Annotated in this window: 14 protein-coding genes; 8 read left to right on the forward strand and 6 right to left on the reverse strand. The window is 72.8% G+C overall.

Going from position 1 to position 22,201, the window contains the following annotated elements; all coding sequences use genetic code 11:
• Positions 1-52: 52 nt before the first annotated feature.
• On the reverse strand, positions 53-1,240 hold the full coding sequence (locus tag WMF43_RS50005) for an SUMF1/EgtB/PvdO family nonheme iron enzyme (RefSeq protein ID WP_437676080.1): 1,188 nt from the start codon (positions 1,238-1,240) through the stop codon (positions 53-55).
• Between the two features lie 154 nt (positions 1,241-1,394).
• Positions 1,395-1,940, reverse strand: coding sequence for a TlpA family protein disulfide reductase (locus tag WMF43_RS50010; protein ID WP_437676081.1), 546 nt, complete (start codon positions 1,938-1,940; stop codon positions 1,395-1,397).
• A gap of 227 nt (positions 1,941-2,167) precedes the next feature.
• On the opposite strand from WMF43_RS50010, the gene WMF43_RS50015 reads away from it, so the two are divergent.
• The 5 genes from WMF43_RS50015 (at position 2,168) to WMF43_RS50035 (ending at position 9,605) form a co-directional block, all read left to right on the forward strand.
• Complete coding sequence (locus WMF43_RS50015; protein WP_437676083.1) at positions 2,168-4,843, forward strand: HEAT repeat domain-containing protein; 2,676 nt, start codon at positions 2,168-2,170, stop codon at positions 4,841-4,843.
• A gap of 308 nt (positions 4,844-5,151) precedes the next feature.
• Complete coding sequence (locus WMF43_RS50020; protein WP_437676084.1) at positions 5,152-5,565, forward strand: hypothetical protein; 414 nt, start codon at positions 5,152-5,154, stop codon at positions 5,563-5,565.
• On the forward strand, positions 5,559-7,772 hold the full coding sequence (locus WMF43_RS50025; RefSeq protein WP_437676086.1) for a M20/M25/M40 family metallo-hydrolase: 2,214 nt from the start codon (positions 5,559-5,561) through the stop codon (positions 7,770-7,772). The genes WMF43_RS50020 and WMF43_RS50025 overlap by 7 nt, the downstream gene beginning before the upstream one ends.
• 29 nt (positions 7,773-7,801) lie before the next feature.
• Positions 7,802-8,935: a formylglycine-generating enzyme family protein gene (locus WMF43_RS50030; RefSeq protein ID WP_437676088.1), complete on the forward strand. Its 1,134-nt coding sequence runs from the start codon at positions 7,802-7,804 to the stop codon at positions 8,933-8,935.
• Positions 8,936-9,134: 199 nt separating this feature from the next.
• Positions 9,135-9,605, forward strand: coding sequence for a hypothetical protein (locus WMF43_RS50035; RefSeq protein ID WP_437676089.1), 471 nt, complete (start codon positions 9,135-9,137; stop codon positions 9,603-9,605).
• 498 nt (positions 9,606-10,103) lie between these two features.
• Here WMF43_RS50035 and WMF43_RS50040 read toward each other — a convergent pair whose 3' ends face one another.
• Positions 10,104-11,684 (reverse strand): AAA family ATPase, encoded by a 1,581-nt coding sequence (locus tag WMF43_RS50040; RefSeq protein ID WP_437676091.1) that lies wholly within the window; start codon positions 11,682-11,684, stop codon positions 10,104-10,106.
• Positions 11,685-11,882: 198 nt separating this feature from the next.
• Complete coding sequence (locus WMF43_RS50045) at positions 11,883-12,875, reverse strand: fatty acid desaturase family protein (RefSeq protein WP_437676093.1); 993 nt, start codon at positions 12,873-12,875, stop codon at positions 11,883-11,885.
• Between the two features lie 227 nt (positions 12,876-13,102).
• Between WMF43_RS50045 and fumC the strand changes: the two genes are divergently transcribed.
• The 3 genes from fumC (at position 13,103) to WMF43_RS50060 (ending at position 19,770) form a co-directional block, all read left to right on the forward strand.
• Complete coding sequence (gene fumC / locus WMF43_RS50050; protein ID WP_437676095.1) at positions 13,103-14,500, forward strand: class II fumarate hydratase; 1,398 nt, start codon at positions 13,103-13,105, stop codon at positions 14,498-14,500.
• A gap of 100 nt (positions 14,501-14,600) precedes the next feature.
• Entirely contained in the window at positions 14,601-16,070 is a 1,470-nt protein-coding gene (locus tag WMF43_RS50055; RefSeq protein WP_437676097.1) for a porin, read from the forward strand.
• 13 nt (positions 16,071-16,083) lie between these two features.
• Positions 16,084-19,770 (forward strand): PHP domain-containing protein, encoded by a 3,687-nt coding sequence (locus tag WMF43_RS50060; protein ID WP_437676099.1) that lies wholly within the window; start codon positions 16,084-16,086, stop codon positions 19,768-19,770.
• Here WMF43_RS50060 and WMF43_RS50065 read toward each other — a convergent pair whose 3' ends face one another.
• Both WMF43_RS50065 and WMF43_RS50070 read right to left on the reverse strand, forming a co-directional pair.
• Positions 19,771-21,222 carry an HTTM domain-containing protein gene (locus WMF43_RS50065; RefSeq protein WP_437676101.1) on the reverse strand — a complete coding sequence of 484 codons (1,452 nt, stop codon included), beginning with the start codon at positions 21,220-21,222 and terminating at the stop codon, positions 19,771-19,773.
• Positions 21,137-22,144 carry a hypothetical protein gene (locus tag WMF43_RS50070; protein ID WP_437676103.1) on the reverse strand — a complete coding sequence of 336 codons (1,008 nt, stop codon included), beginning with the start codon at positions 22,142-22,144 and terminating at the stop codon, positions 21,137-21,139. Before WMF43_RS50070 ends, WMF43_RS50065 begins: the two co-directional genes overlap by 86 nt.
• Positions 22,145-22,201: the final 57 nt, after the last annotated feature.

Raw genomic sequence — 22,201 nt, forward strand, 5'->3', positions numbered from 1 at the left:
GAGGACGGCGAGGGTGTATGGGAATCGGCGATCCGGGCGCGGGCAGGCCGCCTCAGCGGATCGTCTTGCAGCACCGGAAGCCGAGGTGGTAGTTCGCGTGCCACGCGTTCTCCATCGGCTCCACGTGCCACCGGGGGCTGAAGGCGCAGTGATCAGGGTAGGTCTCCTGACCCTTCGGGCGCGGGGCGTCGTGCTCGCGGGCGACCTCGACGTAGAACCAGGCGCTCCCCTTGAGCTGGCTGTAGAGCTTCCCGTCGTCGCGGTCGCGGCGGGTCATGATCTCGGCCACGTTGCCGTGCTGATCGAAGACGCCGAAGCGCGAGCGGCACGCCGGGTAGGAGCCGGAAGGCTCGGTGTCGGTCGCGCAGGTCTGGTACGCCGAGCGCGCCGTGTCGCCGTCACACGACGTGCCGTCGATCTGGCGGTGCCGCGTCTGCGTGTGGCAGACGGCGAGATCGAGCTCGTCTCCGTAAGCGTACGTCCGCGGCTCGCCGCCCGCCGGGTCGCCGCGGCAGGCGAGGCTCCACTCGTCCTCCGTGCAGAGGCGTTTTCCCTGGAGGCTGCAGACCGACGCAGCCTGGGTCGGGCTCGCCCACACCATGGGCAGCTCGCACGGCTTGTTGGGGAACTCGAAGACATCGATGCAGAACTCGGCCGACTTCGGCTTCCCGCGTACGGTTTTGAAGACGGGCACCATGTTCTCGTGGCCGCCGCAGCGGGCGCGCTGCTCCTCCGTCTGGATCACCACCCCCTGCAGGCCCGCGAGGCACTGCTCCTGCGAGCGCGTGTGCCGCGCGAGCGCCTTGTTCCCCTGGTTGATCCGGGCTGGCGTGCCGCCGCCGAAGTTCTTCTCGAGGAAGAGCTCGGGGTTCTTGAAGCGGCGCTCCCGCTCGGTGAGCGGCTTCAGCGAGAAGAGCCGGACCAGGTCCTCGCGCGCCTCGTAGTGGATGGCCATCGGGTCGCCGGCCGGCGGCGGCTCGGCGCCGTCGCCGGGCAGAGGGGCGGCGCCAGGCGCGCCGGAGGCAGCGCCGGCCGCGGCCGAGGTCGCGCCGGAGGCGCCCGAGGCGGCAGGAGGCCCGGAGGCGGAGGCCGGGGCGCCAGCCGCCGGGGCCGAGGCGCTCCCGGACGGCGGCGGGCCGGCCCCGTCGCGGCCGCGGTCGGCGTCGCCGCGGGAACAGCCGAGCGCGGCGACTGCGAGCGCTGCCGGGACGAGGCGAGAGAGGCAGGAAGGTGTAGGCACCGGGAGAGAGGGTGTAGGCACCGGGAGAGAGTGTGTAGGCACCGGGGTGAGGAGGTCCGAGGGTGGCGGCGGTGATCGCCTCCGAGGGTGGCGGCGGCGATCGCGTCCGAGGTGGCGGCGGCGAGCTCGTCCGAACGTGGCAGCGGCGATCGCGTCAGAGGGTGGCGGCGACGATCTCGGAGAGGCTCTCCTCGTCGACGATGCCGGTCAGGTAGGCCGCGATCTTCCCCTGCCGGTCGATCACCACCAGGCTCGGCAGCTTGTCCACCCCGTAGCGCGCCGACGCGTCCCTCGTGACGTCGATCAGGATGGGGTACGAGAGCCCCTTCTGCAGCGCGTACTGGGCCGCCACATGCGGCGGGTCGTCCACGTTGACGCCGAGCACCACGAGCCCCTTGCCCTGGTACCGGCGCGCGATCCGGTCGAGGATCGGAGCCTGGACCGCGCAGGGACCACACCAGGTCGCCCAGAAGTCCAGGATCACCGGCTGGCCCTTCAGCTCCGCCAGCTGCATGCGCGCGCCCGGATCGCCGTTCACGGCGACGGGCAGCGTCACGTCGGGGGCCTCCGCGCCGATCATGCCCCCCACCCCGGGCGACAGCCGCGGCAGGACGAAGAGCCCGAACAGCGCGCTCAGGGCGAGCAGCACCGCGACCGCGGGGTAGAGAATCTTGCTGGAGCTGGACTCGGGTTCGGCCATGAGGCGCCCTCGGGTTCATAGCAAATCTTTGGGCCTACGTCCGAGCGGCTCTGGTACGGTCCGGCGCCTCGACCGGCCGGGCGCTCCGCCGCCTGGCCCGGGGTCGGGGGCGCAGCGCGGACCGCCGCGCGACGCCGCCACGCCGTGGGGGTCGGGGGCGCAGCGCGGCTCGTCGCGCGACGCCGCCGCCGTTCGGGTACTGTCGTCGCCCGCGCGCTGGAGGAACCATGCTCGATCGACCGAATCTTTCTCGAGAACATCCCACGGGGCGGCGCGCCCGGCGCCCGCCGCCCGGGCTCCTTCTGGCGAAGTGGCCGCCCGATGACGACGACCTGCCCGGGGCCCCGCCGGCGCCCGCCGGCGGCGGCTTCGCGGACGACGGCAACTTCAAGCGCGGCCGGTTCAGCGCGGTGTCGATCCTGATCGGCGTCCTCCTCGCGCTCGGGGCCGCGGGCGCCATCTGGTTCGGCGTCAAGGCGGACAGCCAGAAGATGACGGCGGACGCCATCGCCAAGGAGAAGAAGAACATCTTCGTCCTGCCCCAGAAGGACCAGCTCCCCCTCTGGCGCAAGTGGGCCGCCTCGAACGAGGAGCCGTCGCTCCAGCAAGAGGCGCTCATGCAGCTCGCGTGGGCCGGCGACCCCGAGGGCGTCGCGCTCGCGCAGAAGGCGCTCGCGCTCCCGGACCACCGCGTGAAGGGCCTCGCCGCGCAGGTGCTCGCCTACTACGGCTCGCCCAAGGCCGACAGCGCGAAGCCCGCGCTGCTCGAGGCGCTCAAGGTCGCGGACGAGAGCGACCGGCCCCAGATCGTCTGGGCCCTCGTCGAGCTCAAGGAGCCGGCCGCGTTCAAGGACGCGATGGACCAGTACCGCAAGGGGTTCCTCTCGAAGGTCGAGCGGCTCGGCGGCGGCATCGCGTTCGATCCCGAGAAGCTCGCCGGCCTCGTGCCGCTCGACGAGCTCGCGAAGCTCGCGGGCGACGAGAGCGCGTCGGTGCGGCAGCTCGTCGCGACGGTCCTGTCGCGCAACGCCGAGCCGAAGTGGACGAGCGCGCTGATCCAGCTCGTCAAGGACAAGGACGTCGAGGTCGCGCGCGAGGCCGCGAACGGCCTCGGGCGCATCGGCGACGAGACCGCGCGCGCCCCGCTCCTCGAGGCGCTCACGAACGCCGACAAGGACAGCCGCCAGCGCTTCCTCGAGGCGCTGCGCGACGGCATCGGCGGCGAGGGGCTCGTCCTCGCGCTCGACAGCGTGAAGCAGGAGCCGGAGGAGACGACCTGGTTCCAGACGAAGCAGATCATGGAGATGCTCCGCGACCTCGCGGATCCGCGGTCGGCCGACGCGCTCGTGAAGTGGCTCGAGAAGAAGAAGCCGTCGCTGCACTGGCAGGGCGAGGCGGGGACGCGGCTCGCCGAGGTCGGCGACATCCGCGGCGCCAAGTACATCGGCGAGCGGATGCTGGCCGACCCGCTCAAGCTCTACAAGCTCGAGAAGTTCTGGGAGGCGGACGAGGGCGGGCACCTGTCGCGCACCGATCTGCCGCGCGTCGTCGGGGCCCGCATGCTCGCCGACCTCGCCGTGATCCACACCGAGAAGGCCGCCGACCTCAAGGCCGCGGCCGAGGATCCGGTCATCCTGTGGCTCAAGGATCGCCCGCAGCCGCACGCGAACGGCCTCCGGTTCCTCGCGACGGTGCGCTCCGAGAAGATCCTGAAGTCGATGCGCGACTGGGCCTTCCCGACAGACCCGCTGCCCAAGGAGGGCCAGCAGCCGCCGTTCCCGGCGGCGTTCGAGACGGCGCAGAGCGCGCTCCGCTACATCGGGCGGATGAAGGACGAGCCCTCCTTCCCGCGGCTCATCGAGCAGTTCAGGCGCAAGAAGGACCCGAAGATGGACATCACCCAGGACGGGCTCCAGGGCGCGGGGCTCGCGATGATGGGGATGGCGCTCCGCGCGGTCGCGTACGGCGCGGCGCAGGGGCTCGCCGAGTGGGGGGATCCGCGCGCGGTGGAGCCGCTCACGAAGCTCATCGAGGACGAGACGTGGCACGAGGAGGCCCGCCAGGCCGCGTGTGAGGCGCTCGCCTGGTGCGCCGACGACAAGGCGATGGTCGAGGTCGCGAAGAAGGCGAAGGACTTCGCGAGCAAGAAGGAGCCGCGCAAGCAGCTCATCGGCGCCTGTTACGCGTCGTCGCTCGCGCTCCGCCCGGTGCCCGGCGCGGCCGGCGAGCTCGTCTCGCTGCTCGTGACCGACGTCGATCCCGGGGTGCGCATGGCGATCGCGCGCGCGATCGGCATCGGCGGCTTCGAGGGCGCGGTCGAGGGGCAGCTCTTCGAGAAGCTGAAGGACGTCGAGATCCGGAACTCCGCGGCGCTCGCCCTCATCCTCGGCGGCTCGAGCGACGTCGCGGCGCGGACGGTCGCGATGTACGCCGACTTCGACAAGGGCGCGCTGGACGACCTCAAGGACCACTACTTCCGCGCCTTCGGCTACTGGTCGGAGGAGGATTTCAAGCGCGGCAACCTCTACCGGTACGTCGCGAACGCCGAGGCGATCACGCGCGTGAAGGTCGCGGACGCGCCGCAGGAGTGGGCGCGGCAGCGGCTCCAGGCCCAGTTCGACAACCTGAAGTTCGACAACGGCCCGCACTCGGAGACCCGCGTCGTGCTGCGCTACCGGCTCTACCAGGCGGCGAAGAGCGGCGACGGCGCGCAGAAGAAGGGCGCGATCGACACGCTCAAGTTCATGAAGGAGAAGGGCGCGCTCATGGCCCTGCGCCACGAGCCGGGCGAGACCGGCGCGCTCGCGAAGCGCGCGTTCCACGAGCTCATGAACCCGAAGGCCACCGTGGCCGAGGACCTGAGCGCGCTCGCCCCGGCCAAGGCCGGGGGCTCCGACCTGTAGCCGCTTCGCTGCGCGCCGCGCCTCACGCGGCGTCGACGGAAGCGTAGAGCCCCGGACAAAACCGGACAGAAAAGGACAGGACGGCGGGAGCTCGCGAGGGGAAGGACGCCCCTCCCGGGCTTCCGTGCTCGCCGGGTTTCGTTGCGCCGCGCGGGCGAGCCCGCGCCCAGCGCGACGCGCGGCGCGCGCTGGGCCGGGCGACCGGATGTCCGGCGCGCGTCGCGCCGGGCGGGGCGACCGGGATGTCGGGCGCGTGTCGGGCTGGACAAAACGCACGTTTCGGAAGAGTGTTCGCGCCGAGGTGCACTGTGCCTACCTGGCGTGATGAGCTCATCGAGGCGGTGAAGTCGAAGGCCGAGCGCGAGTCGGAAGAGCTCGCGCGGCACAAGAAGCGGGTCGCCGAGGCGCTCGCGGCCGCGGAGTCGGCCGTGTCGCTGGGGGCCGAGTCGCTCAAGTTCGCGCACGAGAAGCTGCAGGAGAAGGGGCAGCCCGCCGTGCTCTCGCAGGAGGCGGACAAACACCGGCTCGCGCTGGGCGATTTCGCCCTGGCGCTGGAGCTGGTGCGCGAGTCCGCGATCGTCCGGGTGACCTTCGGCGACGGCAAGCCGCGCGAGTTCGACTTCGCGAAGGATCGCCACATCGCGCCCGCCGACGTGGAGGAGTACCTCGGCCGGCGCTCGCTCGAGCTGGTGCGCGCGGCGCAGAAGGCCGCGCCGTGGTGAGCGCGGGCCGCGCCGCGCCGCGGCGGGGGCGCGCGCTCGGCGCGGGCCGCGCCGCCGGCCTGCTCGCGGCGCTCGCGGTGCTCGCCGCGTGCGCGCCGCCTGCGGCGCCGCCCCGCGGGGCGAGCGCGCCGCCGGCGGCGACGCAGGCGCCTGCGGCGGCTCCGAAGCCGCTCTCGATCGATCCCGACCCCGCCGCGGAGGCGCGGATCAAGGCGGACGTCGCTTACCTCGCGTCGCCCGAGCTCGCGGGGCGCGGCACCGGCGAGCCCGGGGCGCAGCGCGCGGCCGAGTTCATCGTGCGGCAGTTCGCCGAGCTCGGGCTCACGCCGCTGGGCGGCGGCAGCGAGGGCGGCGCCAAGGCGTACATGCAGGTGTTCGAGGCGCGGGTGGGCGCCGACGTGGCGCCGGCGTCGCTCGCGGTGCAGCGCGGCGGCCGCAAGCAGGACGTCGAGGCCGTCAAGCTGGTCACGGCCGACGGGAGCTCGAGCGGCACGGCGACGGGCGGCGCGGTGCTCGTCGGCCACGGCGTGACCGCGGCGGCGGTCTCCTGGGACGACTACGGCGGCCGCGACATCGAGGGGAAGATCGCGGTCGTGCTCGACGGCGTGCCCACGCCGAGCGGCGGCGCGGCGGCGGCGGCGAGCGCCGATCCCCACCACGCGCACCACGGCGCCTCGCCGAGCCCGGCGGACGCGCTGCGCGACTTCGGCAGCACCCGGTACAAGATCCGCACGGCGCGCGAGCACAAGGCCGCGGGCGTGATCCTCGTGGCGGCGGGCGACGAGCTGCCGCCGGTGCCGGGCGACGCGGCGAGCATGGGCATCCCGGCCGTGATGATCACGCGCTCGGCGGCCCGGGCGCTCTTCCCCACGGCGGGGCTCGCGCCGCCCGCGAAGCCCGCGGCGGCGAAGGCCGCCGACGCGAAGCCTGTCGACGCGAAGGCCGCCGACGCGAAGCCTGCAGAGGCGAGGCCTGCGGCCGCCGGCGCTGCCGCGAAGCCCGCCGACGCGAAGCCTGCCGACGCGAAGCCTGCGGAGGCGAAGCCCGCGGCGGCCGGCGCTGCCGCGAAGCCCGCCGACGCAAAGCCCGCCGAGGCGAAGCCCGCGGCGGCCGGCGCTGCCGCGAAGCCCGCGGCCGCGAAGCCGGCGGCGAAGGCGCCCGGACCGAAGCCGCTCGATGGCGTCACCGTCGAGCTCACGACGAAGGTCACCCCGCGGACGGCGCCCGCCTCGAACGTGATCGGGCTCCTCCCCGCGCGCGCCGGCTCGCCTCACGCCGGCGAGTACATCGTGATCGGGGCGCACTACGACCACCTCGGCCACGGCGGCACGCCGCACTCGCGCGCGCCCGGCGTCCGCGCGGTTCACCCGGGCGCCGACGACAACGCCTCGGGCACGGCGATGCTCCTCGAGGTGGCGCGGCGGTTCGCCGCGCTCCCGGCGCGGCCGGACCGGAACATCCTCTTCATCGCCTTCGGCGCCGAGGAGATCGGCACGATCGGCTCGCGTCACTTCGTCGAGCACCCGCCGGCGCCGCTCGACGGGATGAAGCCCGTGGTGGCTATGATCAACGCCGACATGGTCGGCCGGATGCGGGGGGACAAGCTCCTCGTCGACGGCCTGGGCACCTCGCCCGACTGGAAGCCGATCGTGGAGGGCGCCGCCCGCGGGCTCGGCCTCGCGCTCCAGTTCGGCGTCGAGGGGTTCGGCGCGAGCGACCACGCCTCGTTCACCGCGGCGCGCGTCCCGGTCGCCTTCCTGTTCACCGGCGTGCACGAGGACTACCACCGGCCGAGCGACACGGCGGACAAGATCAACGCCGAGGGCGTCTCGCGCAGCGGGGTGCTCGCGGCGCGGATGGCGCTCGCCCTCTCGCAGCGCGACGGGCGGCTCGCCTTCGCCGACGCGCCGGCCGATCCTCACCGCAGCATGCGCGGCGGCTTCCGCGCGTCGCTCGGCACGATGCCGGACTACGCGTACCAGGGCCCCGGCGTGAAGCTCACCGGCGTGCGCCCCGACGCGCCCGCCTCCCGCGCCGGGCTGCAGGCCGGCGACGTGATCATGCGCATCGGTACCCATGCGATCACCAACATCCACGACTTCATGTTCGCGCTCGGGGATCTCGAGCCGGGCCGCGAGGTCGAGATCGAGGTGGATCGCGGCGGGACCCGGGTGCCGATCAAGGTCATCCCCGCCCCTGGCCGATGAGCCGGCGACCTCTTCGCGCCGCGCCGCCCGTGAAGCCGGCGCCGCGCCGCCGCGCCCGGCGCGCGCCCGGCGTCGGCGGCCTCGCCTTCCTGTGCGGCCTCGCGGCCGCGGCCCCCGCCTGCGACAGCCCCGGCCCCGCCGCGACCGACGCCGCCGTGCCCGCCGCGCCCGCCGCGCCCGCCGCGCCCGCGAGCGCCGGCGCGACGGCCGGCGCGGACGGCGCCGCGGCGCCAGCGCCGCCTGACGGCGCTGCGGCGGCGGAAGGGACGGCGTCCGATGCGGCGCCGCCCGACGCGGCGGCGGCGCTGTCGCTCGACGGCGGTGAAGCGGACGGCGGCGAGGCGGACGGCGGCGAGGCGGACGGCGGCGCGGTCGACGCGGGCGTGGCGGACGGCGGGCTGCCCGGCAGCGCCGAGGGGTGCCCGGACGACATGGTCCTCGTCGAGGGCGACTACTGCCCGGTCGTCGAGCAGGTCTGCCTGAAGCACCACAAGGAGTACGAGAAGGACCAGGCGCGGCGGGTGAAGGCCGAGGCCGAGCCGGAGGGCCCGAGCACGGTCAGCGAGCGGTGCCTCGAGTACAAGCAGCCCACCGCGTGCCTCTCGAAGCGGCGCGCGCCGATGCGTTACTGCGTCGACCGCTACGAGTGGCCGAACCGGAAGGGCGAGCTCCCCGCGCTGCTCGTCTCGTGGCGCGAGGCGGTCAAGGTGTGCGAGGGCGTCGGCAAGCGCCTCTGCACCGAGGACGAGTTCAACTTCGCGTGCGAGGGCGAGGAGATGCTCCCGTACACGTACGGCTACGTCCGCGACCCGACCAAGTGCAACATCGACCGCCCGTTCCGCCAGCGCGAGCGGACGCTCTTCCGCTACGAGCGGTGCATGAAGCACCCCGCGTGCAAGGCGGAGCTCGAGCGGCTCGATCAGCGCGCGCCGGCCGGTTCGATGCCCGCGTGTGTGTCGCCGTTCGGCGTCTACGATCTGAACGGCAACATGAACGAGTGGGTCGTCCGGCCGGGCCGCAAGTCGCCCGAGCGCAGCGGGCTCAAGGGCGGCTGGTGGGGCCCGATGCGCGGCCGTTGCCGCCCGACCGTGGGGTTCCACAAGGAAGAGGACTACGGGTACGAAGCAGGATTTCGCTGCTGCAAGGACGCGGCGCCGCGTTGACCGCGCGGCGTCGGCGCTTTTTGGAGGGCACGTCGCCGCCGACCGGGAGTACCCTCCGCCCTCAGCGGGCCCGCGACGCGGCGCTCGCCAGCGAAGGGTCCAGGTTGCCCCTCCGGGGGCCCGGGATCGGATCTCTGCGGCGGGTCGGCATCGGCCCGTCGCTCACGCGGGGGAGACCCCGCACCTGCGGGAGACGTCGATGAAGCGATCCATGTGGTTCACCAGCGCGCGTGTTGCCGCGGCGACCGTCCTTGCCCTCGGAGGCCTCGGTCTCCTCGCCTCTGCGTGCCGTGGCAGCGAAGCCGAGGATCCGTCGAACCAGCAGTACAACGCGTACAACCAGCAGCCCGGGTACCAGCAGCCTGGGCAGTACCAGCAGCCGGGGTACCAGCAGCCTGGGCAGTACCAGCAGCCGGGTTATCAGCAGCCTGGGCAGTACCAGCAGCCTGGGTATCAGCAGCCGGGCTACCAGCAGCCGGCGCAGACGCCCGCGGCGGCCACGGCGACGCCGGGCCCGCTCGCGCTCCCCTGCACGGACGACGGGCCCTGCGGCACGCACCGCTGCAACACGAGCGCGGGCAAGTGTGCCTTCCCCTGCGGCGGGGCCAACGACTGCAAGGCGGGCTTCACCTGCACGGCCACCGTCTGCTTGCCGGGCGCTGCGCAGTAGCGAGCGTTCCGGGGGGGTGAGCAGGCTCCGGGGGCTCGAGGGGGCCTCGCCAGCCGCGCGAAGGTCTCCGCCGCGGGAGGGACGGCCTCCGGCGCGCGCCCGGAGCTTCCGGCGCCGGCGTGAAGGCCTCCAGCGCGCTCCGGAAGCTTCGCGCGCGCTCTTGAAGCTTCGCGCGCGAGGGCGGGAGGCCAAATTCCCGGGAAATTCGGTCCCCGGCCCGGGCTGGAAGGCGTCGGGGGGACGGCGGATGCCGCTAAATACGCGAAATGTCGTGCTCCAGAGCGCGCGCGAAGCTTCCGGAGCGCGCGCGAAGCTTCCGGAGCGCGCGCGAAGGTCCCGAACACGTGCCGGAAGCCGCTGGTTGTGTACTGAATCACAATAAATCGAACCGCGAGGCTCAATGTGCTCCCGGGCAGCGGCTGCGTGAGCTGGAACTGGACGCGAGCGGAGGCCCCGGCGCGGGGGCTCGGCTCGGATCGCCGTGGGACCGGCGCTCGGCTACGCCCGCAGCAGCGTCACCTTCCGCCCCGATGGCGTCTCCGCCGCTTCGAAGCGGGTGCGCGTCTCGATGTCCTCGGCCTCCGGCCGCCGGTCGAAGATCACGAGCACCCCGGCGTCGAGCCCCGCCTTGTCGAGGTACCCGTCGAGCTGCGCGAGGGCCTTGTTCACCGGATCTTTCATCCTGTCGCGCCAGACCTTCAGCTCCAGCGCCTCGCGCTGCCACGCGCGCGCGCCGCTCGCGTCGCGGTAGGGCCAGCGCACCAGCAGATCGATCCGGCCGCGGCCGATGCCGTACTCGCGATCGATGAACCCGCCGCCGTTCACCACGCGCTGCAGGAACGCCATGAGCACGAGCTGCGGCGCCACCTCGTGATAGGGCAGGCCAGCGGCCAAGACGTCGCCGTGCTCGCGCCAGAAATCGGCGAACTCGCGCAGGATGCGGCCGAAGTCGAGGCGGCCGTCCGGGAGGACGAAGCTCCGCGGCTCCGTCAGGACCTCGGCCTCCACCGAGCCGGCGAGCACGCGCGCGATCACCTCGTGGTAGATGGGATTGGCGATCCGGAGCGGGTTGTCCCGCGCGAGCAGGCCGAGGTCACGGCCGTAGCGCAGATCGTCGTCGTACGCGTCGTCCTTGCCCGTCAGGGTGCCGGCGAGGACGGGCTCGACGAAGCGCTTCACCCGCGGCTCCGCGAGCTTCGCCACCAGGGAATCCAGGTGCGTGGCGCGCGCCAGGATCAGCCGCTCCTTGGCTTCATCGACGTGCGCCGCCGTGACCGTCTGCGCGGGCGGCACGGCCATCTTCTCGACGACCTCGCGCGCCAGCGCGTTCACCAGCCACGGCTGCCCTTGCGTCGCCTCGAACGCGCGCGCGATCGCCTCCTCTGCGAAGGCCTGCCCTGTATCCGCCGTGTGCTGTCCATACAGCTCTCGCACTTCATCGAGGCTGAAGTCGTCGAGCCGCAGCGACTCGAGCTTGATGTTGAACGGGCTCGCGGTGCCCAGCCGTGACGGATCACCGCCGCTCGCGGCCTTGTAGTCGCGCACGTCGCGCAGGCCGCAGAGGATCACCGAGGCGGGAAACTCGCGAGGGCGGCCTGGGAAGCCCGCCCGGAGCTGCCGGAGCACGGTCACGAGGCTGCTGTCGCGGAGCGCATCGATCTCATCGAGCATGAGCACGAGCGGCAGGGGACACGACTGCGCCCAGGCCTTCAGCGCCGTGCGCAGGCGATCGCCGGGCGGCGCATCGGGGAACGGCGGCGGCTGCTGCTCCGGAGCGAGCCTCGACTCGGCCTCGCTGCGCAGGTTCGACAGCACGATCCGCTCGGCCGCGTCGTAGTCGTCGCCGGCCGCCTGGCCGGCCTCGCACGAGAGGAGGACCGCCGCGTATTCGCCCGAGGCCGTGAGGCTGTGCGCGAGCGCCCGCAGCGCGGTGGTCTTGCCTGTCTGGCGCGGGGCGTGCACAACGAAATAGCCGAGCTGCTCCACGAGCCCGGGGGCCTCGGGCAGTCGGCGGGCCGGCGGGATCATGTAGTGAAGCCCCTCGATGCAGGGCCCGGCCGTGTTGAAGCGGCGCTTCATGCGGCGACCTTGGTCTCAACGCGGCGGCCAGCGCAAGCTGGAAGGGGTCAGCGCATCGGGGCCGGGGTCGCCACAGGGCGCGCATTACGGGCGTGGACCCGGCCGACCTCGCTTCGGGTCCGCCTCGGCGCCGTGGGGAGAGGGCTCTGCCCGCGCCTGCCCCGACCTCGGGCCGGCCGCTCGCGGGCGGCGCCCCGCTCAGGCCGTCACGCCGGGCGGGATCCCGTTCAGCGCCATCATCTTCTGCCGCTCGGCTTCCTTGTTGATGTCGCGGTAGCGCTCGTCGAGCTTCGCGATGTCGAGCCGGAGGATGCGGCCGTACAGCTCCAGCGCGATCCCGACGATCGACCGGTGGCAGGCCGACTTCACCCGATCGTCGTAATAAGGATACGCCGTCTCGTGGAAGCTGCGCAGGTTGTAGAACGGGATGCCCGGGAACTTGTGGTGCTCGTTGTGGTACGTGACGTTGTTCCACAGGAAATTCGTGAACCGCGCCTCCGTCCCGTAGGTGCGAGAGCTGTAGGCGTCCTCCCCGGGGAGCATCTCGTAATGCTCGATCATCGACGTCACGCTGGCGAGGATGGCGCCGAAGACGAACGGCAGGATGAAGAAGAAGAAGAACACCTGGAAGGGCATCACCAGGTAGAAGGCGACCATGAGCGCGTAGAAACCGACGAGCTCCAGGTTCATCCTGATGCGCTGGAGCGTCGAGAGCCGCTTCACGTAGCGCGCCATGCAGCCGAGGAAGTACAGCGGGTAAGCGAACGTGTAGACGGCGAGCAAGAGGAGCTTCGCCAGCACGGGATTCCGCGTGTAGTCCGTGACGACGAAGTTGTCGACGTCAGGGTACGTGTTCGCGATCTTGTGATGGTGAAGGTGGTAGTTCGTGTAGAGCGTCACGCTCATGCCGGTCGGCGCCCAGCAGACCAGGGCGATGAGGTACGAGACGAGCTTCGAGCGCGAGCAGCTCCCGTGCACCGCGTCGTGCGCGACCGCGCCGAGGCCGCGGATGAGGTTGGCTATCACCCACGAGCAGGCGATCCCGATAGGGATCGCCAGCGGGTGGTGCTGCGTCGCGTACAGCACCCACGTCAGCGCGGCCCAGAGGCTGAAATGAAGCGGGATCTTGAGCAGGTAGACGGGCTTGCGCCTGTAGGCAGCCTGAAGCAGCTCCCGCGGTACCGTATCCATTCCGGCCATACTGATCTCCGTCGTTCGTTCCCGCGTTCGTTCCCGCGTCGATGTCCGCGTTCGTCCCCGCGCGCGGGGCCGGAACTTCGCAAATACCCGGCGAGAATACAAGACGGCGCACACCTTTCGCCGGGCGCCGCGAACGTGCCTACGCGCCTCGGCCGGGGGCTGGCGACGGGGCTTCGCGCTCGCTTGAGACGCCAGGATCTTCCCGCTAAGACCCGGCGATGGGAACGCGCATCGAAAAGGACAGCTTCGGGCCCATCGCCGTGCAGGACGACCGCTACTGGGGGGCGCAGACGCAGCGCTCCCTGGAGAACTTCCGGATCGGCAGCGAGCGGTTTCCGCGGGAGATGCTGGCCGCGCTCGGCACCGTGAAGAAGGCGGCCGCGCTGGTCAACCGCGACCTCGGGCTGCTGCCGGAAGACAAATGCAGGCTCATCGTGGCCGCGGCCGACGAGGTGATCGACGGCAAGCTCGACGGCCACTTCCCCCTCGTCGTCTGGCAGACCGGGAGCGGCACCCAGACCAACATGAACGTCAACGAGGTCATCGGGAACCGCGCGATCGAGATGAGCGGCGGCGCGATGGGGTCGAAGTCGCCGATCCACCCGAACGACGACGTGAACCGGTCGCAGAGCTCGAACGACGTGTTCCCGACGGCCATGCACGTCGCCGCCGCGCTCCAGATCGAGCGCCGCCTCCTGCCGGAGGTGCGGCGGCTCCGCGAGACGCTGGCGCAGAAGGGCGCGGCGTTCGCGGACATCGTGAAGATCGGCCGCACGCACCTGCAGGACGCGACGCCGCTCACGCTGGGGCAGGAGTTCTCGGGCTACGTGGCGCAGCTCGACGCCGGCCTCGGCGCGATCGAGCGGGCGCTGCCGCCCCTGCACGAGCTCGCGCTCGGGGGCACGGCCGTCGGGACGGGGCTCAACACGCACCCGGAGTTCGCGGCGCGCGTCGCGGCGAAGATCGCCGAGCTCACGGGGGCGCCGTTCGTCACCGCGCCGAACAAGTTCCAGGCGCTCGCGTCGCACGACGCCCTCGTCGCGGCGCACGGCGCGCTGAAGACGCTCGCGTGCAGCCTGTTCAAGATCGCGAACGACGTCCGGTGGCTCGCGAGCGGGCCGCGCTGCGGCATCGGCGAGATCACGCTGCCCGAGAACGAGCCGGGCAGCTCGATCATGCCGGGCAAGGTGAACCCGACCCAGGCCGAGGCGCTGACCATGGTGTGCGCGCAGGTCCTCGGCAACGACGTCGCCGTGAGCCTCGGCGGGGCGAGCGGCAACTTCGAGCTCAACGTGTACAAGCCGCTCATCGTCCACAACGTGCTGCAGTCGATCCGGCTGCTCGCCGACGGGTGCGCGTCGTTCGAGGAGCACGCCGCGCGGGGCATCGAGCCGAACCGCGAGCGCATCGCGCGGAACCTGCGCGAGAGCCTGATGCTGGTGACCGCGCTCAACCCGCACGTGGGCTACGACAACGCCGCGAAGATCGCGAAGAAGGCGCACGCGGAGGGGACTACCCTGCGCGAGGCGGCGCTCGCGCTCGGGCTGCTCGACGAGGAGACGTTCGACGCGATCGTCAGGCCGGAGCGCATGATCGGGCCCGAGGCCGCGCGTTGACACCCCGTCCGCACCTGGGCTAGACGGAGCAGCGCTCGCCAGCGGCGCCGCTGCGCTTCGCAGCGGCTCTCCCCCTCGCCGCCGGCCGCCACGGACGCCGATGACACCTTGCGCATTGACCGGTCGCGGCGCGGATCCGCGGCGCTCCAGGGCACGGCGCCGCGCGGCCAGCGCGACGGGAGCCGCCGCGCGCCGCGCCGCGGCGGCCGTCGCTGCCGTGGCCGGGGCGGCGCTCTTCTGTGCGCCGGCCGGCGCGCAGCCCGCGCAGCCGCTGCCGGTTCCACCTCCGGCCGACGGCGCCGCACCCGCCGTGCCCCCCGCCGGCGTCGTGCCCTCCGTGCCGCCCGCCGCGAGCGCGGCCGCCGCGCCTTCCGTGCCGCCCGCCGCGAGCGCGGCCGCCGCGCCTTCCGTGCCGTCCGTGGCGAGCGCGGCCGCCGCGCCTTCCGTGCCGCCCGCGGCGGGCGCGACCGCCGCGCCTCCGGGATCGGACGCCGCGCCGCCGGCGCCGGACGGCCTCGGTGGACCGCCGTTCCAGCTCGCGATCGGCCGGCTCGTGCTCTCGCCGCTCGTGCTCGTGCAGGCGCAGGCCGTGCCGTTCGTGGGCGACGACGCCTTCCTGCAGGCGGGCGACGTCGCCGAAGGGCAGGGGTTCCGCCTGCGGCGCGCGCGGATCGGCTTCGCGGGGACGCTCGCCGGGTACGTGCCGTTCGCCGCCTCGGGCGACCTGGCCCTCGGCCCCGACGGCTCGGCGCGGCTCTCGGAGGCGTGGATCGGCTACGCCCATTTCCCCTTCGCGCACCTCTACTTCGGCGCGCACGACGTGCCGTTCAGCCGCTCGGCGATGACCGGCGCCGGCGAGGGCGCGCTCATCGAGCGGCCCCTCGCCGTGCGCGCCCTCGCGCCGTTCCGCCAGGTCGGCCTGCACGTCGAGGGGCACTTCTGGGGCCGGACGCTCAGCTACTACGCCGGCATGTTCAACGGCTTCCAGCGCTCGGATCAGCTCTTCGCCGGCTACGTCGAGAACGCCGCCAGCTTCGGCAACCGCTTCGACCAGGTCGCCTACGTCGCGCGGCTCGCCACCGAGCCGCTCGGCCGCATGGACCGCTCGATCCAGGACCTCGCCGGCTCGCGCTTCCGCTTCGCCGCCGGCGCGAGCTACTTCTTCAGCGACGGCGGCACGCGCGACATCCACGGCGCCGGCGCCGACGTCCTCGTGCACGCCGCGGGCGCGCACGCGCTCGCCGAGGTCCTCTGGAACCGGAGCGAGCCGGAGCACGCGCCAACCCAGCCGATCGGGCAGCTCGCCCCGGTCACGTCGGTCGGGCTCGTCGGCGAGGCGGGGTACTTCATCCGGCGCATCAAGCTCGGCGTGAGCGCGCGGTTCGAGTGGATCGACCCGAACACCCAGATCTCGGACGAGACCGACGGCTGGACCCTCACCGCCGGCGCGAGTTACCACTTCATCGACAACGTGCTCAAGGCGCAGGCCGACTTCACGCACCGGCAGGAGGTCCACGGCGTCGCGCTCGACAACGACGCCGTGGCGCTGCAGCTGCAGCTCAACCTCTAGCCAGCGGGCCGCCATGCGAACCTGCCGCTCCGCCCTCGCCCCGCTCGCGCCACGCGCCGCGCCGCCCGTGCCGCGCGCCGCGCCGCGCGCGGCCCCGCTCGCGCCGCGCGCGGCCCCGCTCGCGCCGCTCGCCGCGCCGCGCAGGCCCCGCGGCGTCCTCGGCCTCCCTGCTCCGCTCGGCGCCGCCGGCGCGCTCGGCGCGCTCGGCCTCCTCGGCCTCCTCGGCTGCGACGCGCCGAACCTCCTGCGCGCCAAGCCGATCGAGAGCCGCTTCGAGCTCGTCGGCGGTCCGGTCGCGATGGCCGATGTCGGCGACTTCATTCTGGAAAACGACGAGATCCGCGTCGCGATCCTCGGGGCGCGCCACTCGCCGGGGCCGGGCGTCTACGGCGGCTCGCTGGTCGACGCCGACCTGCGCCGCCCCGACCCGCGCTTCGCGAGCGCCGCGGGCCGCGACCGCTTCGCCGAATCGTTCCCCGTCGCCAACCTGCTCGTGCCCGACCCGGGCGCCACGGAGGTCTTCGTGGCCAAGGACGGCTCCGACGGCGAGGAGGCGATCGTCCGCGTCGAGGGCGACGGCGGGTTCCTGTTCCAGGCGCTCGGCGTGCTGAAGACGCAGGAGGACCTGCTCGGGCTCCTGTTCGACGGCATCAAGCCCGAGCTGCGCTTCCGCACCGACTACATCCTCCGCCCGGGCGAGCGGTTCGTGACGATCCGCACGACGCTCCTCCTGCCCGACGCGGTCCGGGGCTGCCCGAGCGTCGCCTCCTGCGCGCTCGAGTGCGAGCACGGCCTCGCGGCGGGGGACGACGGCTGCCCCGCGTGCGCCTGCGGGGAGCCGCTCTCGCTCGACAACTACACGGGGCCCTCGGACATCTTCAGGGGCATCCTCGGCGACGACCGCAACGACGCGCCCGAGCGGAAGGGCGGGATCGTCGCCGGCGACTTCGTCTTCTTCGGCAACCAGAACGACATCTTCGGCCCCGGCATCGGGTTCGACGAGGAGCGGGCGGTGTTCGACGCGCTCTTCGCCGGCCGGGACACGTTCCAGGAGCCGCTCAGCTTCGACTTCGTCGCGGCGGCGGGCGGCGACGTCAGCTACGGCTACTTCACGAAGGCGCCCCCCGGCGGCCCGCCCTCCACGGTCAACGTCCCGGTGTTCACGAGCGCGGCGACCGCGTTCCTCAGCGCCGGCCGGAGCTGCCTCGCCGCGGAGTCCGACGACGAGGCGTGCGACCGGAAGCGGTCGTTCACCTACGAGCGCTACTTCGCCGTGGGCGAGGGCGACATCGCGAGCGTCGCCGAGGTGGTCCACGGCGCCCGCGGCACGGCGACCGGCGCGCTCGAGGGCGCGGTGCGGTGGCGATCGACCGGCGCGCCCGTGCCGAACGCGCGCGTCCACGTCTTCCGCGACCCCGATCCGGGCGCCCCCTTCGCGAGCGTCGACGAGCTCGTCGAGGCGAACCTCGCGCGCTCGGGCGACGTGGGGCTAGAGAGCTCCATCGACGCCGACCTCGGGCTCGATCCGGTCGAGGACGGCGACTTCCACGCGCGGCTCCTGCCCGGCGGCTACCTGCTCGTCGCCGAGAACCCGGAGGGCACGGCGATCTCCGCGCCCATCCGCGTGCAGATCGGCGCGGGCGGCGCGGCGACGGTCGCGGCGGAGCTGCCGAGCCCCGCGCGGATCGTCTACCGCGTCACGGACGAGGGCGCCCGGCTCGCGCCGGCCAAGCTGACGTTCGTCGCGCTCGACGCGGCGGGGCGGCCGCGCGAGGGTGACGGGCTCCGGCGCGTGTACCTCGGCCACAGCCGGCTCGGCAGCGGCGTGCGGCAGATCGAGCGCACGGCGACGGGGAAAGGCGAGGTCGAGATCGAGCCCGGGCGCTACCGCGTGCTCGTCACGCGGGGGCCCGAGTTCGGCCGGTTCGAGGTGCCCGACCTCGAGGTGCGCGCGGGGGAGGTGCGGCGGCTCGACGCGGTCGTGCCGCGCGAGATCGACTCGACCGGCTGGATGTCGATCGACATGCACCTGCACCAGCGCCCGAGCTTCGACAGCGGCATGCCGCTCGAGGAGCGGGTGACCGCGGCGGTCGTCGAGGGGCTCGAGGTCGCGGTGGCCACCGACCACGACGTGCACACCGACCTCGGGCCCGCGGTGAAGCAGCTGGGGCTCGAGCCGATCCTGAAGACCGCGGTCGGCGCCGAGGTGTCGACGCTGGAGCTCGGGCACTTCATCGGCTTCCCGCTGCGCTACGACGAGCTCGAGGTGCCGGATCACGGCGTGTTCGACTGGGTCTGCCGCCCGGGCGGGGACGTGATCGACGGCGTCCGCGCCACCGCGGCGGCAGGGGAGGACGCGCTCGTGATCGTCGCCCACCCGCGCGACGGGTTCATCGGGTACATCGACCAGCTCGGCGTCGACCCCTTCACGCTGGACCGGACGATCCCGACGCTCGAGGCGGACAACCCGCTGTTCCAGGCGGGCAGCTGCGACTTCGACGCGATGGAGGTCTTCAACGCGAAGCGCTTCGATCTGCTCCGGACGCCGACCGTGCAGGAGGTGGTCGACTTCAACCGCTGCCTCGCCGCGATCGACGCCGCGAAGGACGAGGCGGCGCTCCGGGCGGCGTGCCCCGACCTCGCGGGCGGGGTGCCGGCGTGCAGGGACGGCGAGCGCTACGCGGTGTGCCAGCAGCGCGCGCGCTCGGCGCTCGCGTGGGAGAGCACGAAGCGGATCCTGACGAGGACGCCCGAGGAGCAGGACGCGGTCTGGGATTTCGACGGGACGGCGGCCGAGGGCGAGGCGCTGTGCCTCGCCGGCGACGGGGGCTCGGTCCCCGAGGAGGACGCGGGCCGGCCGTGCACGTTCCACGCGGGCCAGGTCGACGACCTGTTCCGTTACCTCGACCACGGCTTCACGCCGACGCAGGTCGGTAGCAGCGACAGCCACGGCGCGTCGCCGGAGCCGGGCTTCCCGCGCACGTACTTCCGCGCGCCGAGCGACCAGCCCGCGGCGGTCGGCATCGGCGAGGCCACGCGGGCGCTGCGCGCGGGCAGCGCGTTCGCGACCTACGGGCCGTTCGTGCGCGCGGGCGTGGGCGAGGCGACGTTCGGCGACGTGGCGACGGTCCAGGGCGACACGGTGCCGCTCGATCTGCGGATCGAGACGGCGAGCTGGTTCGGGGTGGACCGCGTCGAGGTGTACGTGAGCGGGCGGCTGGTCCGGGTGCTCGAGCCGTCCGCGGGGCCCGCGGCGATCGTGGACGTCGACGAGCGGCTCGCGCTGCGAGCGCCGGCGACGGACGGGTGGATCGTGGTGGTCGCGATGGGGCTGCGCGACGAGAACCTCCTCACGCCGGTCGCGCTGCCGGTGTCGTTCGGCGAGCTCCAGCTGCCCCGGGTCGCGAGCCTGGCGTTCACGCAGGTGGAGGCGCTGTCGCAGTTCTTCACGTCGTCGCCGGCGGTGCCCGACTGGTACCCGGTGGCGCCTTATGCGATCACGAACCCGATCTTCCTGGACCGGGACGGGAACGGCGTTTACGACGCCCCGCGCGGGCCGCCGGCGTTCTGCTCGCGGCCGTGTGAGCCGGGGGTGCTCGATCCGTCGCAGTGTCCGGAAGGGCAGGAGTGCCTGCAAGAGGAGGCGGTCTGCGGGATCTTCGTGCTCGGGCGGTGCGAGGACAAGCAGGCTTCGCGGTAGTCAGGGCGGCTGCAGGACGGCCAGGAGGCCTCTCGGCTGGGACGCCAGGTCGAGCGTGGGGTCGAGGAGGTCGCGCTCGGGGCCCCCGTTCAGCGAGGCGACCACCTTGGCGGTGACGATCGGGCGCACGCCGGAGGCCTCTTGCCAGCGGTCGGCCACGTGGTGCGCGAAGTCGACGAGCATGTCGGGGCGCGTGCCCATCTCGCCGAGCTGGCGGTCGGTGAGCCACTCCTCGAGATCGAGGGGCTCGCGCACGCCGGTCCTCGGGTCTACCACCGTGTAACTGAGCTCGCTCACGGACTTGTCGCGCAGCTTCATGCGCCACGAGAAGCGGTGTCCGGCCTCGTTCCAGGCCACGTCGCCCGGGTAGAGCCAGTGGCGGAGCGGCAGCAGGAGCTGCACCAGGAGGTAGCCGCAGAGCAGCGCGAGCGGCAGGGCGCGGCGCCGCTCGGGGGCGGGGGCGGAGCCAGGCGCAGGGGCGGAGGTGCCGTCGTTCGGGCGGGCCGCCCCGCGGAAGAGGAAAGGGAGACGCCGCCTCGGCCACGACGGGTCCGCGAACAGCGCCAGCGAGGCGATCATGACGTAGGGGAAGATCCCGATCTTGAACAGGAAAGCGTTGCTGAGGTTGAACGTCAGGGCGATCGCCGCGCCGATCGGGAACGTGCGCCGGGAGAAGAGCAGGAAGCCCATCGAGAGGTCGATGGCGAGCCCCGCGTACGAGAGCGCGAGTCCCGCCGCGGGCGAGGCGAGGAGCGGGCCCACGAGCGGCGCGTCGGCGTGCTCGGCGAGCCACATCGTGAGCGGCTGACCGCGCAGCCAGTCGCCGTTCAGCTTGGCGACGCCGCCGTAGAAGTAGACGATCGCGACCTGGGCCTTCAGGGCGAAGAGGTGGAGACGCGGCGCCGTCTCGGGCGGGGCGGCGGCGGACGTCGATCGGGCGGCGCGGCGCGCGAGCAGGTGATCCACCGAGAGCGCGCGGTGCGCCGGGGTGGCCGCGAGCAGGAGGCCGAGCAGGCAGACGAGGTAGAGGTGGTTGAGGTACTGCGCCTTGTCGAGCAGGAAGACATACGTGAGCGCCGCGCAGAGCAGGGCGGCGCTCGCGCGGTAAAAGAGCCCGGCGGCGACGAGGAGCGAGAGGACGAAGATCGCGCCGAAGTGCCAGTACATCCCGTCGCCGCCCCAGGGGCGGACGAACGGGACGTAGCTGAAGAAGAAGGTGGGCTCGATGTAATAGCGGGTGATCCGATCGTGGAGGGCGTACCGGACGACCTCCCAAGCGATCAGGGCGCCATACCCGACCCGGAAGACGGCGAGCGAGGCGGCGTCGACCTCGGCCGTGAGGTGCGCCGCGAAGCGGCGCGCGACGTCAATGCCAGTGCTTGTGCCGGTGCTTGTGCTTGCCCTTGTGTTTGCCGTGCACGTGGACGTGGACGTGTCCGTCGTCGTCATCATCGTCGTCATCGTGGACCACCACCACGCCTGGAGTCGTGTTGACCTTCACCACGCCCACGTTCCACGTCGTCGCCACGACGACGTTCAACGCCGGCGCGCTCGGGCCGATGACGACGTGCATGCCGGGACGATACCCGACCAGCACCACGTCGGCGTGGGTCGGGTGCGCCACGACGACGGTGAGCTTCGTGGGGTTCACCTTCGCCGTCACCGTGCCGACGCAGTAGAGGCCGCCGGGGCCGGGGTTCAGCACGATGAGCTCGGAGCCCGACCCCACGAAGCCGAGCTTGATCTTGCGATCGCCCACCGGGATCGGCTTGAGGTCCGCGTTGAGGACGTAGACGCGGACCTGCCCCGAGGCCTTGTCGGCGACCACCTCGACGACGTCGTCGCCGACCACCTGGATCACGCCGCCGTTCGGGCCCGTCTTGCCGGGGGGGAGGGGCCTCTTCTCGGCCTTCTTGGCGCCCTCCACGATGACCCGCGTGCCCCCCGCGGGCACGTGGAGGACGCCGTTCCACGGCTTTCCGGCGACGACGACGTTGTACTTCACCTCGGTGAGATCGGCCTCGAGCTTGGGCCCCGCCGCGACGAGCACGCCGGTCTTGGCGTCGAGGACCAGCGGCACCTGCCTGTCGCCGCCCGGCGCTTTCCAGGTCAGGGTGCCGCTCACGTCCTTGTCGATCGGCTTGCCGTCGGGCGTCTTCACGATCGCCTTGACGTTGCCGTCCGCCGCGATGTCCCACCCGACCGAGCCCCCGTCGTGCTCCTCGGTCAAAGGTTCTTCGATCGCCACCGGAGCCGCCGCGACCGACTCCTCGGCCACGCTGACCTCAGCCTCGCTCTTGCATCCCGCCGCGAGCGAGCTGCCGGCGATCAAGGTGGTCAGGGCTACTACAGAAAGGACGCTTCGCGCGTGCATCACAGGCCTCCAAAGGAGAGAGAGTATCGGAAAGAGGTCTGACGCGTCTTCACGAAC

The organism is Sorangium sp. So ce131 (assembly GCF_051519095.1).
Classification (GTDB): Bacteria; Myxococcota_A; Polyangia; order Polyangiales; family Polyangiaceae; genus Sorangium.